Here is a 14,873-nt window from a genome sequence, read left to right on the forward strand (position 1 = left end):
CACGGCCGGTTGGATGTCCGCACGGCGGGGCCAGCCTTCACGATGGCCCTCGATGATTGATCGCATGCCAGCCGGCGAGCGTTCTCTGCGGCAGATCAGTGCACCCACACACGACGACGGCCGGTTTATATCTCGGTGCCTCGGCTGCCGAGATCGCCCACAACCAGCATGAGCTGCAGGGTGCCGGTCCGTAGACTAAGTGGGTGAGCGCCAACGAGCTGATCTACCATCTGCACGACCTCGCCACGATCGTCCGCTCGACCGCGCCCGGCCTCGAGCGGCTCCGCCGGACCCGGGCCGAGCTGGAGACCGCGGCGGCCGCGCCGGACCTGTGAAGAGATCCCGCGCACGGGCGGGCGGTCGGCGTCCGCCTCGCCGTCGTTACCCGTGAGCTGGCCCGCGCCGAAACGGTGCGCCGGCGGCTCGACGACGCGCGACAGCTGCTCGCGCTTGCGGTCGACACACACGACGACGCGGTCCTCGCCGACCTGCGGGTCGAGGCCGACGCGCTGAGCGACGCCGTCGCGGACCTGCGGCTCCGGATGCGCCTCGACGGGCCCTTTGACCTGCGGGGCGCCGTGGTCGTCGTTCGCGCCGCCGGAACCGGCGAGGACGCGGCAACGTTGGTCGTGACCGTGCTGCGGCAGTACCTCGAATGGGCCGAGCGGCACGGCCTCGTCGTCCTGGTGCCCGACGACGTCCCGCCGGGATCGCGCCTGCTGGAAGGAACGCTGGTCGTGGCCGCGCCGTACGCGTACGGCTTGCTGCGCCCCGAGGCAGGCCGGCATCGCGCCGGGGCGGCCGAGGTCACCGTCACCGTGGCTCCGCTGGTCGAGGACGACGATCCGGACACCGTCCAGGACAAGGACGTCCGGGTGGATCTGATGTGCACGCGGGACCCGGCCACGGCGTCGGTTCGATTCACCCATCTGTCGACCGGCCGGAGCGTGTCGTTCCGTAACGACGCGCGCGCGGGGCAACGGCGCGAGGTCGCCCGCCGGGTGCTCCGTTCGCTGCTGCTCGTCAGTGCCTGTCTCTCTACTCCAAGGTCGAGTTAAGGCCGGTTCTACGCTGGCGGAATGAGCGGTGTGAAGCGCGCTGCCCGAGGCTGGTTGTCGCTGGTCCCGCAGCCGGCCAGCCCGGCCGAGAAGCCGTCGCCGCGGCGGTGTCCGGTTTGTGGTGAGCGGTTGCCGGGAGCGGCTCGGACCTCGATGGTGTTCTGCTCGCCGGCGTGCCGGGCTCGGCATTGGCGTACGGTTCGGCGGAGTCGGGCCCGGATCGTCGCGGCCCGGGTGGATCAGCGGGTGAGCTGCCCGCAGTGCGGGATCGAGTGGGTGGCTGGTTTGGATCGGCCCCTATCGGCGGTGTTCTGCTCGCCGCGGTGCCGGACGAGGGAGTGGCGGAGCAGGTCACTCACATCGGGTCGTTCGGGCGAGTGACCGCTTGTGGGGGACTGCGACCTTGCTGACCTGCGGTTCAGCCTGACTGGTATCGACCGTAGTTGTTGACGGCGGCCTCTTCGCCGCGCTGCGGGCGCCCCGGGTGGTGGAACGATGGTGGCGACGATCGGGCAGGTAACACAGCAGCGGTATGACGAGCTGGTGGCGCAGTCGCGGGACCTGGTGCGTGAGCACGGCCGCATCCAGTTCAAGCTCGGCGACAACGCGCTGGAGATCGAGCCGATGGGCCCGCATGGCGGCTCGCAGCCTCACCAAATGCCGGGACTCGGCGTGACCGAGGCGTTGCGCATGTTCGCCGAGGACATCGGGGTGGCGCCGGACACGATGAAGGGCTGGCGGTGGGTGGCGTCACGGTGGCCGGCGGAGAAGCGCCGCGACGACGTGTCGTTCCACATCCATCGTGTGCTGGCCTCGATCCCCGATGCCGACCAGCGGTTCGCGGTGATCAGCGAGCCGCCGGTGCTGGCCCGCACCGGCGAGCGCCGATGGACTGAGGACGAGGCGAAACGGCGGCTGGGCTGGCATGTCACCCGGCCGGAGACGGTCCAGGAGAAGGTCACCGCGGTGCACGACCTAGTGACCGACGACGAGGTCGCGACCCGGGTCGCCGCCGATCTGCTGCGCCGGCCCAAGGTCGCGTTCAAGGCGTCGGCCGAGACTTCGGTACAGGAAAGGGTCGGCGCGGTACACGAGCTGGTCCGTGACGACGAGGTCGCTTCGCAGATCGCCACCGATCTGCTGCGCCGGCCGGAGGTTGCCGCGCGGGCGATGACCGACACCACGGCCCGGCACCTGGTCAACCGCGCCCAGGCCGACCAGTCCCGCCAGGGCGCCGAGATGGTCCGGCAGCGCACGCCCGCGCTGCAGCACATCGAGCACACCAGCGAGTTCCTCGACCTGGTCGGGGCGTGCGCGCAGTTCGTCGCCTCGGCCGGACGGATCGTCCCGGGCTTGCGCGGGCAGAACTACACCGAGGACGAGAAGGCGACGGTGCAGCGCAACCTGGCCCGGGTCCGGGCGGCCGCGGACTGGATCGAGGGTGCGGTCGCCACCGGCCAGGTCACCCCGGAGGAGGGCCTTGCCCGCCTCCTGGCCGGCGAGTAGCCCGGCCATGGCACGGGTGCCCGCGAATGTCTCCGGTGACCTGGTCCGGGTCGCACTGATGGAGGCCCGCCCGGCCGGGCTGACCACCCGGCAGCTGGTGACCGCGACTGAGCTCAGCGCGTACCAGGTTCAGTCCGGGCTGCGGTTCCTGCGCGAGGTCCTGGCCGCGCAGAACCTGACCCCGCTGACCTGGACCCGCCGCGACGGCTATCAACTGTCGACCGATCCGGCCGACTGGATCGCCTATGAACGGGCCTGCGTACGCATCGAACTGACCCGCATCTCCCGATTCCTGAGCAGCACGGTCATCCCGCACGCGCAGAAGCTGCCCGACGACGAGTGGGTCCAGCTCGTGCTGGGCCAGCTCACCGGGGTTAAGTCCGCCCTGGGCCTGCTCGTGCGCAACGCATGACCACGATCGTGGACGAGGAGTTGGTCGCTTATGACCGAGGCCGCGTATGCGAAGAGATGAGCCGCATCGCCCGGCTGCTGGACACCGTGATCATCCCGCACGTCCAGAGCCACCCCGACGATGAGTGGGCACAGCTGGTGCTCGGGCAGCTCGTCGGCGTCAAAACCGCTCTCCAGCTGCTGGCCCGTGACGCATGAACGCCACTGTCACGGCCTTGCCTCGTCGGCGCCGCTACCCGTCGGACACCACCGATGAGGAGTGGGAGATTCTGGCGCCGCTGTTGCCGGCCCCGGCCAGCACCACCCTGACCGGCGGTCATCCCGAAGCGCACCCGCGCCGCGAGATCGTGGACGCGATCCGCTATCTGGTGGACAACGGCTGCAAGTGGCGAGCCCTGCCCAGCGACTTCCCGCCCTGGAAGACCGTCTACGGGTTCTTCGCCCGCTGGGCCAAGAACGGCGTGCTCGAGTACCTCCGTGATCAGCTGCGCCGCCGTATCCGTGTCGACGCCGGGCGGTGCCCCCGTCCGGTCACCGCGATCATGGACTCCCAGAGCGTGAAAGCGGCCGAGACCGTCAGCCGAGACACTCGCGGATTCGATGGAGCGAAACTCATAAATGGGAGGAAAAGGCACCTGATCGTAGATACGAAGGGCCTGTTGATGACGGTGAAGGTGACCCCGGCGGACGTCACCGACCGCGATGCCGCCCGCGAGATGCTGCCTGAGCTGCGCAAGAACAACCCGGAACTGACCCTCATGTGGGCCGACAACGCTTACACCGGCCTGACTGACTGGGCCCGTAACGACCTCGACCTCACCTTCAAGGTCGTGAAGAAGCCACCGAACCAGGTCGGCTTCAAGGTGTTGCCCCGGCGGTGGATCGTCGAACGATCGCTGTCCTGGCTGATGCGCGCCCGCCGCAACGCCCGCGACTACGAACGCCTCCCCGAGCACTCCGAAGCCCACATCACCTGGGCAAACATCACCCTGATGACCCGTCGCATCACCCGCGCGGATGGCCGACGGGCTGAAGTACCCCAGCTCATCGCCGCCTGACCAAGTCGGCATCCGAGACGCGCGATCAGGTAGATCAGTGAATCCGATCAGATGCCGGCTGTGTCGGTACCGGCTGGTCGGCGACGTACGCCGAACCCATCTCGTGGAATGCCTCAACCGCCCATCGCTTGCGCACCGGGTCGGTGCAGGCGTCCAGAAACGCTCGCGCCGTGGCAGCTATGTGCGGGCGGTGGACGGCCAGCTCTGGGACTCGTACGAGCACCACCGCCGCAGCGATCGCCTCCAGCCGAACACCGGGGTGGGGATCGTCCAGAAACGCGGCGGCGGCGTCGTACATCTGAGGACGGAGCTCCCGGACCGCATGCCACGCCGAAGTCGGGGACTCCAGCGGTGAGAATCCGGCAAGCTCGACGAACTCGCGGACGCGGACGTCACCGACCTCGTCGGCCACATAACCCAACCAGGTCAGCAGGTGGCCTCGCAACGGCCGGAGCCTGCCGTGCGGACTCCGGATCTTCGTGTCGTCGCCTGCCTGGCGACCCAGCAGCGCCAGCACGTACCGCACGGCCGGCACCGTCGGCCGAAATACGTTCGGACACTCGATAAACGGACCCCACAGATACGACAGGCCCATCGTGACCGACTGCGGATCATCAGAAGCCAGGCCGTGCAGCAACGCCCGCATGTCGGGGTCCGACCACCAGTACTCCTCCGCCGCCCCGGCCCGCACAATGTCGTCGACCATGACGCGCAGGTCAGCCCATTCCTCAACCACGGCAGGATGATGGCACAGGCATCGACGAGTCGGGGGTGGCGGTCGCTGCCCCACCAGATGTTCTCTCTGCCCTTCCACCCGTTGCCGAGATCGGCTGCGCGCGTCGACAGATCCCTGCATCGGATCAAGCTGGGGTCGCCGCCGCTATACGGCGTTCGGATTGACGTCACCGTGACGGTCATCCGAACGGCAGAGACAGACCTGAGCCGGCCAAATGTGCCTCAGCTGCGGAAACGGGTTGCGAGACAGCCACTCACGGACGTCGAGAACCTCGGCTGACCGCGGCGCTCAGCTGGCCGGCGGGCCGTCCTGCTCGGCCGCGGTGCTATACCTCGCTACATGCCCGGATCGCGGCAAATGAGGATGCCGAGGTCGACCGGCTACCGTGCCGGCCATGGGAATGTACGCGTCGATTCGCGGCTGGCTTGAAATCGACTTCGAGCAACGCCTCCTCGCTGAGCAGATCATCGAGGAAGGCCGGCACGAGTTGTACTCGGGCGGGTGGGCCTTCCCCACCAAGCCGTTCAACTGGTCGCTCTACCTGTTCTACGGAGGTGATATCCGGCAGGGCGAACTCTCTTGGCTTCGGGATCAGGTCGAACAGCTTGCCCGGATGCCGCCGGTTGACGAGGACAACGACTGGCCGCGAGGCTTGTTCGTGATTACCGTGGAAGAGCAGGATTGCGCACAGATGTGGCAGGTTCGCGACGCAACGGTTACAGCCCTCGCCGCCCCGGACCTGTCGTGGCTTGGCGAGTGACCCCTGCAAGATCTGCGTAGTCACGCTGCGACGTGCTCTGATGGCCTTGTCGCTGGCCACCGAGGAGGTCAACTTGAACGCGGACCGGCCGTCCTCGCTCTCTCACGGACTGCGGCTATGAGAGTATTTCGGATCTGGCTGGGTTGATTTCGTTCTGGTCTGCGGTTTGCATTGACCGCCTTCATGCGCGCGGGTCATGGGCCGGCACTCTGGCGGTGAAAACCAATTGCGTCGTCTCTGTGGTGTGGTTAGGTCGGCGCATGTCGATCACGATGCAGCTTGCGACGCCGGATTCGTTAGGCGAGATCGTTGAGGCAGTAGCGGTCTGGCAGCACACCGGCGGGCCGGTCCAGCTCCATCCAGGCGACCTTGGGTGGCACTGGAGGTTCGGCCGACGGAAGTTGGCCGAGGCCGTCAGGGTGTGGGCCCGTAACGGGCACGTCCTGGCCGTTGGCATGGTGGACGACGGGTTGATCCGCATGGGCATCGCACCGAGCGTCGACGAAGACGCCGCGTTCGCGGCCCGGCTGCTGGCCGATCTGTCGGATCCGAAGCAGGGGGTACTGCCCGACGGCACCGGGGCCGTCGAGGCCCGCTTCGGCGCTGCTCTTCGAGATCTCCTGGATCGCGGCGGTTGGGCGGCCGACGAACCGTGGACCCCGTTGTCTCGCGAACTGATCGAGCCGGTGGAGGACTGCGGGCTCAGGGTCGAGGTCATCGAGGCGCACGATGTTCGGGATCGGATCGTTGATGATCGGGTCGCGGTGCAGCGGGCGGCGTTCGCCAACTCGACGTTCACTTTGGAGCGCTGGCGCGCGATGGCCGCTGCACCGCCTTACCGTCGGGCCCGGTGCCTGGTCGGTTACGACGGCGACGGCGATGCGGTCGCCGCGGTGACGGTTTGGTCGGCAGGGGAAGGACGACCGGGTTTGCTCGAACCACTGGGCGTTCATCGGGATCACCGTGGCCACGGATACGGCCGCGCCATCACGGTGGCCGCGGCCGCCGCATTGCAGAGGATGGGTTCGTCCAGCGCGACAGTGTGCACCCCGAGCAGCAACGTCGGCGGCGTGGCGACGTACGTTTCGGCTGGTTTTCAGAAGTTCCCGGAGGTTACCGACTTCCGCCGCACGAGTTGACTGTGCCACCGCAACCGTGAAAGTAGAGGAAGCTCCCCATGATGAGTTAACGCTTTTCGATGTGCGCGTCAGCATGACGCACTACTTTCGACAGATCCGCGTATCCGGCTTGGACCAACGGAGCATGGCTCAGCTCGCCTCGAGAGCCGCTGCGCGGGCCTGCAGGTCCGCCGCGATGTCGTCCCAGTCGGGGCCGTGGATGATGAGGCTGAGCGCCGCCTCGCGCATGAGCGCAGGTTCGTCCGGCCGCTGCAGGAGGACCAGCCGGTAGGCCAGGTTCCGCACCCACACCGGCAGGTACCCGTCCGAGATGTTCGGGCACAACTCGTGCAGCATGGCCAGGATCGACTCCGCGTCGGCGAAAGTCAGCTTCTCGATGAAGTACCGATCATCGTGATCCTCAGAGCACTGCACGACGGTAGGTCGATACTCATCACCGTACCGGCACCGAGCGTGCTCGGTAAGTGTGCTGTGCATTCCCCGGATCTTATGACGCCTATGGCACCCATGCAGCGGCGGACGGTAAGGTCGTTTCGCACGACGCAGCCAAGCATGCGCGGCCGGCATGATCGGATGCACTCCCATCGGCAGATCAGCCTGTTGGCACCGCACCACCGCCGGTTACCGCGTGTGACGGGCTCGATGGCGCCTGACGACCGACTTCTGCGGCAGATGTGTGCGCTTCGCGGCCGACCTCCAGGTCGCCCGTTGACGCTACGAGTCAGTCCTCGGTCTGGAGTCTGCGTGCTGCCGCTATCCGATCGGGTGGGAGATCTGGTCTGCCCAGGGCGTGTTCGATCAGACCGTTGCGGTATCCCGCGTGCGGAAGCTCCACCGCGAGCTCGAGCAGGAGGTCCAGGTCGGCGATTGAGCCCGCAGCGCGTACCCGGTAAGCGGCGCCGGCGGCTCTGAGGGTGACGTCCTGCGGTTCGTGCGCGAGTCCTTGGCGTACCAGGTCGGCGGCGGTGGGGAAGTCGCTATCCTCCGCCGCCAGATCTGCCAAATCGAGATAGAGCGACCAGTTGGTGGGGTCGAGCTGTAACGCCCGGCGGAATGCTGCGGTGGTCTCCTGTCGGTCACCGAGTCGACGCCAGGTCCCGGCACGAATCACCTCGGTGAGCATGACCCGTTCCACGGAATCCGCACGCTCGCACAGGGCCAGCGACTCATCCGTACGCCCGCAGAAGCGCAAAAGTTTCGCCATGCGTGCCATATCCGCAGCCGCCGGATCGCGATCGCACACCACCTCGATGGCCCGAAACCAAGGCTGCAGATGCTCCCGCACCGCGTCGTTGTCGAGGTCGGTGCCGTAATCGGTGATGTTCAGCGACGCGTCGGCAAGCCCGGCAGCTGACAGCGCGCCAACGAATCTCGCGTCGCTGAACCACGGCGCGGACGCCCAGGCAACATACGGGCGGTAACCGATCACCGATCCCAACCAGCCAACGGCCTGGTCCATCTCATCGTCGAGGAAGCACAGGTAAGACGCAGCCACGAACTGCCAGAGGCCGCTCGGTTCCGCAACGGCCGCCGCGATCTCGCTCGGAGAAGTCCGACGCAGGTCAGCGAGGAGCTTGTACGGCTCCGGATCAGCCGGATTCTCCTCGATCGCCCTGGCCGCATACGCTACGGCCTCGGCGGGCGAGCCGCCGCAATGCGCCATGACTCGCGCGAGGGCGAGGGATGCGGACCTAGACATGGTCACGCACCGTACCGCGCGCCGTTCCGGGTCAGTCCGCCGGGAGGCGACGGCCGAATGCGGCACCGCGTCGACCCCGAGACCGGCCAACTATCGAGCCGTTACGCAAAGGAGGCGGCAACGGTCGAAAGGGCGGGCTGCCAGCGGTGTGCCGCCAGGCAGTCACGTTTGGTAGCGCTCGGATCGCGGCAGAAGTGCGCGCGAACCGGTGATGAGGCGAACTCAGGTGTCGTAGGCGCCGAGGTCCCACGGCTCAGCGAAGGCCATGTAATCGCCGGGTTCGGCGGTGACCCAACAGATCTCGTCACTCGTGGTCGGCTCGTCGACGACGAGGCCGAAGGTCTGGCCGAGCTGTTCGACTTCGAAGGGCTCGACCACGATCCGGTTGAAGGTCATCTTGCCGAGGCTCTTGAGCCGACGTTGGTAGAGCTCCTTGTCGAACGGATCGATTTCCGCCGTGACGAACCGCCCGTCGCGGTCGAAGAGGTACAGCGCGACGAAACGACGGCCGCCCGGTTCGAACGGCGTTGTCAGGAAGAACTGTCCGCCGTCCGGGGTGTGCCCGACGTGCTCGGCCTCGAAGGTGTTGTGGTCGATGGCGATGCGCTCCGGCCGCCCTTCGGCCGGATAGGGGAAGGCGAAATCATCGGACTGGCCCCGCTCGACGGCCGACAGCGGCCGCCCGCAACCGGCCGTGACGCCTGTAACCCCGAGCGCCACCGTCATGATCAGCCCCAGCCCGATTCGCCCTCTGCTCACCATGATCGGTGACGCTAGACGACCGCTGCGAGCCGATATATCGGCTGCTCAGCCCATGTAACCCGGAAATCCGGCATGGGCGCTGCCCCGGCTACAGGCGCCGATCATCCGCAGGCGGCGCGCACGGACGGCGGCAGATGAGGACGCAGAGCTCGGCGTCCTGCATCATCAACGGATGGGCATTCAAGTCGAGCTACGGGTGGCTAACCAGTGGATAAGGCAGCTACCCGATCCGGCCGGCGGGTTCTTTGATGCCGCTGGCGACTTCGACCGGCTGATATCTCGCCGAAATCCGGCCATTCAGATGCTTGCTCGGATCGATCCGCATGGCGAGACCCGCCTTGGCGCCAGCCAGATGCAGCAACTCCTCGCGGAGGTGGAACTGCTGCTCACTCAGGCAACGACCGGCGTCGAGCACCGTGGGCTCATGCGGCTACGCGCGATAGCCGAGCGCTGCGCCCAGGAGCGCGGCGAACTCGTGTTCGTCGGCGACTGAAGGCGCGTCGCCGCGGGCGCGACTTGCGGCAAATCAGTGCGGAGCGCGCCACGACGCCTCACACTGCCGTGGTGAGTGAGTCTGACCACGTGTATCTGCGATTGTTCGCCGAGGCGCCGACAGCCCGAAGCGCAGAACTGGCCTCGTCCCTGGTTCGCTGCCTCGCTGATTACGGTGCTGTCCGAGTGCACGAGTCCGGCTCCTATTGGAAGATCCCGGAATACCTCGAGTTCAACGTCGATCTAATGGCAACCGGCAGCACATCGGCTTGCATCGACCGCTTGCGGGCGCTTGAACCCGAAGGGTGGTCAGACGAGATCTGGAACCACCAGTCTGACGGGCCCGCGTTCCTGCTGGCAGAGATCCGCTGGGCTTGGCTGACAACGGTCAACGAATGATCAACACGTACGGATCGCGGCAAATGAGGACGTCGAGAATGAGATGATCGACTCGTGCTGATCTGCGAGACAGAGGCGGCTCTCGCGTCGATGCTTGACAAGGCGGGGACGCAGTCGGCCGCAGAAACCGAGACTGACGTACGGTATGTCGTGGCGACCTTCCGGCGATTCGCTGCGCTTTCGGTCGAAGATGCCCTACCGCCTGATGAAGATGGCGACGGTGTCCTCGCCCAGTTCGGAACCTATGAGTTCCGCGGTCAGCGAGAATTCTCGGCCGACTTCACGCGTCAGCTCATCGGGGTAGGCGAGAACGCGCCGACGTGGCAACTCAGCTGCACTCTCTATTGGGATCCCAGTGTGGGCCACCGATGGGCTGGTATCCGGACACCTATGGTCCTTCGGCAAGACACTCGACAAGTTCTTCGACGAGGCTGTCGCCCTTCCCGGCTGGGCATGGGCGCTGAGCAACGCGCAACCACCCCGCGACGTCGTGATCAAGTTCGATCAGATCTGAGCCCCAGCTGGTCCAAGTCGAGGCGCGTCACGCGCTCGCAGGCTCGTACTTCACCAGGTGCCCAACCGGGCCGTCATGCACGGTCGGCGGCATGTGACGGCGGCCGAGCGGGCTGGCGTTCCACCGTCGCTGGCCTGCTTGTAGTCTCGTTCGGCGCGCCGGGCAAAGGCGGATGGGAAAGTCCGTTACTAGCGTTTCGCTAACGACCGCAAGGTATGAGCCGGTTCGAGTCCGGTAGCCCGGCGCGCCCTATCGGCGGCATGAGAGAGCGTTGGCCGGCACTCGGCTACAGTGCGAGTTCCATCTTTTACAAACCGTCGGACGCCGTTGCTTTCGCGATAATCGAGTTGCCCGGCCCGTATGCGGTTAACTGCGCGCTTTTGACGGAGTCGTCCGGCGCCCAAACTGCGAAGACTTCGCCGTCGTCCGTTCCCGTGACCACTCGACCGGATGCCAGTCGCGCCTTGACCGCAGTCGCCCCGGTAGGCAGATGCCCAAAGAGCACGTTCGCCTTGACCACGGCGTCCCGCTCACCGAACAAACGGATCCTGTCGGCCGGACCGGCCTCCATGACCGTCCCGAAGGTCATTCCCACGCCCTCTGTGCCGCTGCGGCATACGCTGATCCAGTTGTCGGCCTCGGAGATGTAGACGCGCAGCTTGTCGTCTCCATCAAGCCCGGGGCGGAACACAGGTCCAGACAGAGCGGGGGGGCGCCGAGAGGCAGGATTTTACGCCGATCATCGGCGGTAATCTACGCCATAGGGACTGCCCCAAAGGTTCGTACGCCTCGCGGATGCGCAGGTCACCACGGCTTTCAGGATGGCTGGGGGAAGGCACGCCGGGTACCGGTCGATCCGCATCGTCCACTCATCAGCGACGGCCTGACCCGTGCGCCGGGTCGAACCGTACGATACGGTCCAAGCCACTGGCGGCTCGACGGCGACACCGGCCGGCTCGATGGCACGGCTCCCCGCCGGCGCCGGAGCCGAGACCCGATCGCCCGAGGTAACCACGGTGCCGGGCCCGGCGTTTCACATCTACACCTGGAGCCTCTCATGACCCAGACACACGCCGAGGGTCGGCTGACCAACCACCAATACTGGCAGAGCTGGAGCCCCGAAGCACCCACCGGGCTGGTCATCGTCGTACACGGAGCGCACGAGCACAGTGGCCGATACCGACCCGTCGCCGAACGGCTCACCGCCGCCGGCTATGCCGTCCATGCCCTGGACCATCCCGGACACGGCCAATCGCCGGGCAAACGGGGCAACATCACCAGCATGGCAGCCGCCATACACGGCGTCGACACACTGACCCGCATGGCCACGGAGGTCCATCCCGGCGCGCCGGTGTTCGTCTACGGACACAGCCTCGGCGGCCTGATCGCGTTGCAGTACCTGACCGGAACACCCGCTGGCTGCGTACGAGGTGGGATCATCTCCGCGCCGGCACTGGACACCAGCGCCGTCACCGGTGCGCAGAGACTGCTCGCGCCCCTGGTCTCCGCCATGCTGCCCAATCTCGGCATGCTGGCCCTCGACCCGAACACGATCAGCCGCGACCCCGATGTGGTCCGCGCCTATTGTTCCGACCCGCTCAACTACCTCGGCAAGATGACCGCACGCACCGGCACCGAACTCCTGCTGACCGCCACCGCGATGCCGTCCCGGCTTCCCGCGCTCACCCTGCCGCTGTTCGTACTTCACGGCAGCGCCGATCGGCTCGTATCACCAACCACCAGCGCCCTCGTACGCGAGCGCGCCGGTTCCCCGGACCTCACACTCAAGATCTACGAAGGGCTCTACCACGAACCGCACAACGAGCCGGAACGAGATCAGGTACTCGACGACATCATCGCCTGGCTCGACGCCCACCGATAAGGCCCTCCGTGAACGCGGCCACGTCATCGACGGCGACCCCGTTCTGCTCAAGACCATCGAACGCCGATCACTGGTTCCGCCACACGCGCACCCCTGGGCATCCGGCGACGCGAACGGCTCGGCGGCCTCCTCCACGAATACGTGGATGCCGCATGACCGGCGCGGACGCGGTTTCCGGCATCCGCAGGTCAGTGCCGGAAATCGCCGACGAGGCTGCTGAGCTGGGTTGACATGCGCGGGAGTTCGGCGGCGGCCGCCGGGGTTGTGGCGAATGCGATCATCGTTGGATGAGCGATGATCGGGTGCAGGTTCTAGCGATGGGCGGGAATGTCGCCGTGACTCAGCTCGCCGGCCGCGCATTCCCTGACGTGCACATCCAAGGTGATACCTTCGCCAACCTGCGGCAGGAGGTGGCCGATGCTGCCCGTCGGCTGCGGAGGGAGCCCGACGATGGCGAAGCGCTGGATGACCTCGACTACGCCGTTGACGATATGACTCGAATGCTCTCGTTCTACGAGGCCATCCTTGCCGAAAGAGGCATCGACCTTCCCTACGCTCGGGAAAGCAATTCCTGAGCCAGACGTACCCAACTCGAACGCACTCTCTTCGGCAGTTGAGCACGTCGGATCATGCTCTGAATCGACCATTTCGCGCCGTCGCCACCGCCAGCCACCGCCACGTTCCGCATCATGAGCCCCGCAAACATGCCGGCCTTTAGTCTGGGTCATGGTTGTCCGTGCCACGTCAAGCGCCCGATTCGCCGGTTTGTCGGTCATCATCGTGTGGTGGCAGCGCTCGGGGTTCTGTCATACCCGTCTGTCACGCTGCCGCGCATGACTGTGGATCACTTCTGGGCACTCGTCGAGCAGGGCCGGGCGCGGGCGCACGACCCGTCGGATGCCGAGGAGGTGGCCGAGCGGACTCGGCAGGCGCTGACCTCGCTGGCTGCGGCCGGAGTCGCGGAGCTGAACCAGCCGCTGCATGACCTGATGGCGGCCTCTTACCGGGTCGATCTGTGGGGCGCGGCGTATCAGCTCAATGGTGGCTGCTCCGACGACGGCTTCGAATACTTCCGCGGCTGGCTTCTCACTCAGGGTCGGGAGGTCTTCGAGCGGGTCGTCGCCGACCCTGATGCACTCGCCGGCCTGCCGGCGGTCCGAGAGGCTGCGGAGGAGGCGTTGGACCTCGAGTGCGAAGACATGTTCGGTGTCGTCGCCGACGCGTACCACGCTCTCACCGGTACGTACGACCTGCCCGCGACCGAGGGCCGTTACCCGGAGCTGGGTCAGTTCTGGGATTTCGACGACGATGACGAATTCCGCCGGCGCCTGCCCCGCCTGGCGGGTCTCCTCGGGGAGTGACTACCGGTCGAGCGGCTATGACCACCATTCAGGTACGCGGTTCTGGGCAAAGGTCATCGCTGCCTGGGCCGCGTCGAGCGCGCACTCTTCGGCCAGATGAGCAAGCTCGTACGTGGACGGCGGTCGCGATGATCACGATGGTGCGTGGTGGATGTCGCCTCGAGCAACTGGGTGGGCCGGTCGGTCAGGCTCGGGATCTGTCCGCGCTGGGCGTACGGGCACGGGTGGCCGGCGCTTCTGACGCTCGGGCATGATCATCGCCGTGCTGCCGCGCCCTGCTCCGATCACTGTGGATACGCTGCTGGATTCGGCCCTGGCCGAGGAACGGGATCGGGACCGCACCTACGCGATCATCGACCTGGCACCCCATCTGGATTCCGGGCAACTGGACCGGGTCTGGGAATTCGCCCTGGAGATGTCCGACGAGCGATCCCGCGAAATCTTGATCGACAAGTTGGCGCCGCGCCTGGACGCGCGACACTTGGCCGCGTTCACCGAGCTCGCCGCCACCCGGACCGATCTGCTGATCGCGCTGACACCCCGGCTCTCCCGGCAGCGACAGGCGGAACTGATCGAAAGGCTGCTCGCCGAAGCCGAGGCTGGCCAGCGGGGCGTCGGCTGCCTGACCCCACTCCGGTCGCTGCTCTCCGCCGACCAAGCGGGCCGGATCGGGCGTCTGCTGCTCGCCGACGACGACCCGGAACGAGCGATCCAGGCACTCCGGCCCTGGATCCCGGTGCTGCCCGCCGAGGTGCGCTCCGCCGCCCTCACGCTCCTTCGGACGGCGACCCCCGACGACTGGACGATGGCCCGCGTGCTGGAGAACGAGTGGGTCGCGCATCTGAGTCCGGACGAGGCCCGGCAACTGCTGCCGATGGTGACGGCCTTCAGCCGCAACGCCCGCGCCGAGGTGCTGCCAGCGCTGACCGCCGTGCTGCCGGAGGCCGCCCCGCTCGCCCTTGACGCCCTGCGGCACGGCCGCGGAACCGGGCGAGGGATCCCGGCACTGGCCCGGGCACTCTCACCGGCCGATCGCAGCGAACTGCTGGCGGTACTCGCTTCCCCACCTGCGGAGGATCTGCCCAGACTACGAGAA

General features: G+C 66.9%; 18 protein-coding genes and 2 pseudogenes. 15 read left to right on the forward strand and 5 right to left on the reverse strand.

Going from position 1 to position 14,873, the window contains the following annotated elements:
• Positions 1-203 precede the first annotated feature (203 nt).
• The 6 genes and pseudogenes from CHC09_RS48670 to CHC09_RS44475 all read left to right on the forward strand — a co-directional run.
• Positions 204-335, forward strand: a complete 132-nt coding sequence (locus CHC09_RS48670) for a hypothetical protein (RefSeq protein ID WP_280523931.1) — start codon at positions 204-206, stop codon at positions 333-335.
• A 42-nt stretch (positions 336-377) separates the two neighbouring features.
• Positions 378-1,058, forward strand: a pseudogene (locus tag CHC09_RS44455) (PCRF domain-containing protein); the annotation flags it as partial.
• A gap of 495 nt (positions 1,059-1,553) precedes the next feature.
• Entirely contained in the window at positions 1,554-2,564 is a 1,011-nt protein-coding gene (locus tag CHC09_RS44460; RefSeq protein WP_089299313.1) for a DUF6192 family protein, read from the forward strand.
• A gap of 7 nt (positions 2,565-2,571) precedes the next feature.
• On the forward strand, positions 2,572-2,976 hold the full coding sequence (locus CHC09_RS44465; protein WP_089299314.1) for a hypothetical protein: 405 nt from the start codon (positions 2,572-2,574) through the stop codon (positions 2,974-2,976).
• Positions 2,973-3,173: a hypothetical protein gene (locus CHC09_RS44470; protein WP_089299315.1), complete on the forward strand. Its 201-nt coding sequence runs from the start codon at positions 2,973-2,975 to the stop codon at positions 3,171-3,173. Before CHC09_RS44465 ends, CHC09_RS44470 begins: the two co-directional genes overlap by 4 nt.
• A pseudogene (locus CHC09_RS44475) lies at positions 3,170-3,988 on the forward strand (IS5 family transposase); the annotation flags it as partial. The gene CHC09_RS44470 and the pseudogene CHC09_RS44475, both read left to right, overlap by 4 nt.
• Before the next feature lie 79 nt (positions 3,989-4,067).
• On the opposite strand, the gene CHC09_RS44480 reads toward CHC09_RS44475, so the two are convergent.
• Positions 4,068-4,889 (reverse strand): hypothetical protein, encoded by an 822-nt coding sequence (locus CHC09_RS44480; RefSeq protein ID WP_143232949.1) that lies wholly within the window; start codon positions 4,887-4,889, stop codon positions 4,068-4,070.
• A gap of 274 nt (positions 4,890-5,163) precedes the next feature.
• Here CHC09_RS44480 and CHC09_RS44485 point away from each other — a divergent pair, with 274 nt between their 5' ends.
• Both CHC09_RS44485 and CHC09_RS44490 read left to right on the forward strand, forming a co-directional pair.
• On the forward strand, positions 5,164-5,529 hold the full coding sequence (locus CHC09_RS44485) for a hypothetical protein (protein ID WP_089299318.1): 366 nt from the start codon (positions 5,164-5,166) through the stop codon (positions 5,527-5,529).
• Between the two features lie 260 nt (positions 5,530-5,789).
• Positions 5,790-6,668, forward strand: a complete 879-nt coding sequence (locus CHC09_RS44490; RefSeq protein ID WP_089299319.1) for a GNAT family N-acetyltransferase — start codon at positions 5,790-5,792, stop codon at positions 6,666-6,668.
• A 129-nt stretch (positions 6,669-6,797) separates the two neighbouring features.
• Here the strand turns inward: CHC09_RS44490 and CHC09_RS44495 are convergent, their stop codons facing one another.
• The 3 genes from CHC09_RS44495 to CHC09_RS44505 all read right to left on the reverse strand — a co-directional run bounded on the left by CHC09_RS44495 (position 6,798) and on the right by CHC09_RS44505 (position 9,093).
• A complete protein-coding gene (locus CHC09_RS44495; RefSeq protein ID WP_089299320.1) occupies positions 6,798-7,145 on the reverse strand; it encodes a hypothetical protein in 348 nt (115 codons plus the stop codon).
• Positions 7,146-7,389: 244 nt separating this feature from the next.
• Positions 7,390-8,367: a tetratricopeptide repeat protein gene (locus CHC09_RS44500; protein WP_089299327.1), complete on the reverse strand. Its 978-nt coding sequence runs from the start codon at positions 8,365-8,367 to the stop codon at positions 7,390-7,392.
• A 222-nt stretch (positions 8,368-8,589) separates the two neighbouring features.
• A complete protein-coding gene (locus tag CHC09_RS44505) occupies positions 8,590-9,093 on the reverse strand; it encodes a hypothetical protein (protein WP_203833353.1) in 504 nt (167 codons plus the stop codon).
• A 208-nt stretch (positions 9,094-9,301) separates the two neighbouring features.
• Here CHC09_RS44505 and CHC09_RS44510 point away from each other — a divergent pair, with 208 nt between their 5' ends.
• From CHC09_RS44510 to CHC09_RS48275, 3 genes are all read left to right on the forward strand, one after another.
• Complete coding sequence (locus tag CHC09_RS44510) at positions 9,302-9,622, forward strand: hypothetical protein (protein ID WP_089299321.1); 321 nt, start codon at positions 9,302-9,304, stop codon at positions 9,620-9,622.
• A 71-nt stretch (positions 9,623-9,693) separates the two neighbouring features.
• Complete coding sequence (locus CHC09_RS44515) at positions 9,694-10,020, forward strand: hypothetical protein (RefSeq protein WP_143232950.1); 327 nt, start codon at positions 9,694-9,696, stop codon at positions 10,018-10,020.
• 355 nt (positions 10,021-10,375) lie between these two features.
• Positions 10,376-10,534: a hypothetical protein gene (locus CHC09_RS48275; protein ID WP_239138748.1), complete on the forward strand. Its 159-nt coding sequence runs from the start codon at positions 10,376-10,378 to the stop codon at positions 10,532-10,534.
• Between the two features lie 307 nt (positions 10,535-10,841).
• Here the strand turns inward: CHC09_RS48275 and CHC09_RS44525 are convergent, their stop codons facing one another.
• On the reverse strand, positions 10,842-11,225 hold the full coding sequence (locus tag CHC09_RS44525) for a hypothetical protein (RefSeq protein ID WP_089299323.1): 384 nt from the start codon (positions 11,223-11,225) through the stop codon (positions 10,842-10,844).
• Between the two features lie 366 nt (positions 11,226-11,591).
• Here CHC09_RS44525 and CHC09_RS44530 point away from each other — a divergent pair, with 366 nt between their 5' ends.
• The 4 genes from CHC09_RS44530 to CHC09_RS44545 all read left to right on the forward strand — a co-directional run.
• The gene (locus CHC09_RS44530; protein WP_089299324.1) at positions 11,592-12,416 is read left to right on the forward strand and encodes an alpha/beta hydrolase; all 825 of its coding nucleotides are present in this window, start codon (positions 11,592-11,594) and stop codon (positions 12,414-12,416) included.
• Positions 12,417-12,703: 287 nt separating this feature from the next.
• Entirely contained in the window at positions 12,704-12,991 is a 288-nt protein-coding gene (locus tag CHC09_RS44535) for a DUF6959 family protein (protein WP_143232951.1), read from the forward strand.
• A gap of 258 nt (positions 12,992-13,249) precedes the next feature.
• Positions 13,250-13,777 carry a DUF4240 domain-containing protein gene (locus CHC09_RS44540; protein ID WP_089299326.1) on the forward strand — a complete coding sequence of 176 codons (528 nt, stop codon included), beginning with the start codon at positions 13,250-13,252 and terminating at the stop codon, positions 13,775-13,777.
• 262 nt (positions 13,778-14,039) lie between these two features.
• Positions 14,040-14,873, forward strand: an 834-nt coding sequence (locus CHC09_RS44545) for a hypothetical protein (protein ID WP_218827194.1), incomplete at its 3' end; no start/stop codon positions are given.

Origin of the sequence: Actinoplanes regularis, from assembly GCF_900188005.1 — a bacterium.
Taxonomy (GTDB): domain Bacteria; phylum Actinomycetota; class Actinomycetes; order Mycobacteriales; family Micromonosporaceae; genus Actinoplanes; species Actinoplanes regularis.

What these genes read in the sequence shown, in the direction of transcription:
- CHC09_RS44495 (WP_089299320.1), bottom strand. Translation starts at nt 7,145, where the DNA reads ATGCACAGCACACTTACCGAGCACGCTCGGTGCCGGTACGGTGATGAG.
- CHC09_RS44505 (WP_203833353.1), bottom strand. Translation starts at nt 9,093, where the DNA reads ATGACGGTGGCGCTCGGGGTTACAGGCGTCACGGCCGGTTGCGGGCGG.
- CHC09_RS44470 (WP_089299315.1), top strand. Translation starts at nt 2,973, where the DNA reads ATGACCACGATCGTGGACGAGGAGTTGGTCGCTTATGACCGAGGCCGC.
- CHC09_RS44460 (WP_089299313.1), top strand. Translation starts at nt 1,554, where the DNA reads ATGGTGGCGACGATCGGGCAGGTAACACAGCAGCGGTATGACGAGCTG.
- CHC09_RS44510 (WP_089299321.1), top strand. Translation starts at nt 9,302, where the DNA reads ATGGGCATTCAAGTCGAGCTACGGGTGGCTAACCAGTGGATAAGGCAG.
- CHC09_RS44480 (WP_143232949.1), bottom strand. Translation starts at nt 4,889, where the DNA reads ATGCAGGGATCTGTCGACGCGCGCAGCCGATCTCGGCAACGGGTGGAA.
- CHC09_RS44465 (WP_089299314.1), top strand. Translation starts at nt 2,572, where the DNA reads ATGGCACGGGTGCCCGCGAATGTCTCCGGTGACCTGGTCCGGGTCGCA.
- CHC09_RS44485 (WP_089299318.1), top strand. Translation starts at nt 5,164, where the DNA reads ATGGGAATGTACGCGTCGATTCGCGGCTGGCTTGAAATCGACTTCGAG.
- CHC09_RS44540 (WP_089299326.1), top strand. Translation starts at nt 13,250, where the DNA reads ATGACTGTGGATCACTTCTGGGCACTCGTCGAGCAGGGCCGGGCGCGG.
- CHC09_RS44535 (WP_143232951.1), top strand. Translation starts at nt 12,704, where the DNA reads ATGAGCGATGATCGGGTGCAGGTTCTAGCGATGGGCGGGAATGTCGCC.
- CHC09_RS44500 (WP_089299327.1), bottom strand. Translation starts at nt 8,367, where the DNA reads ATGTCTAGGTCCGCATCCCTCGCCCTCGCGCGAGTCATGGCGCATTGC.
- CHC09_RS44530 (WP_089299324.1), top strand. Translation starts at nt 11,592, where the DNA reads ATGACCCAGACACACGCCGAGGGTCGGCTGACCAACCACCAATACTGG.
- CHC09_RS44490 (WP_089299319.1), top strand. Translation starts at nt 5,790, where the DNA reads ATGTCGATCACGATGCAGCTTGCGACGCCGGATTCGTTAGGCGAGATC.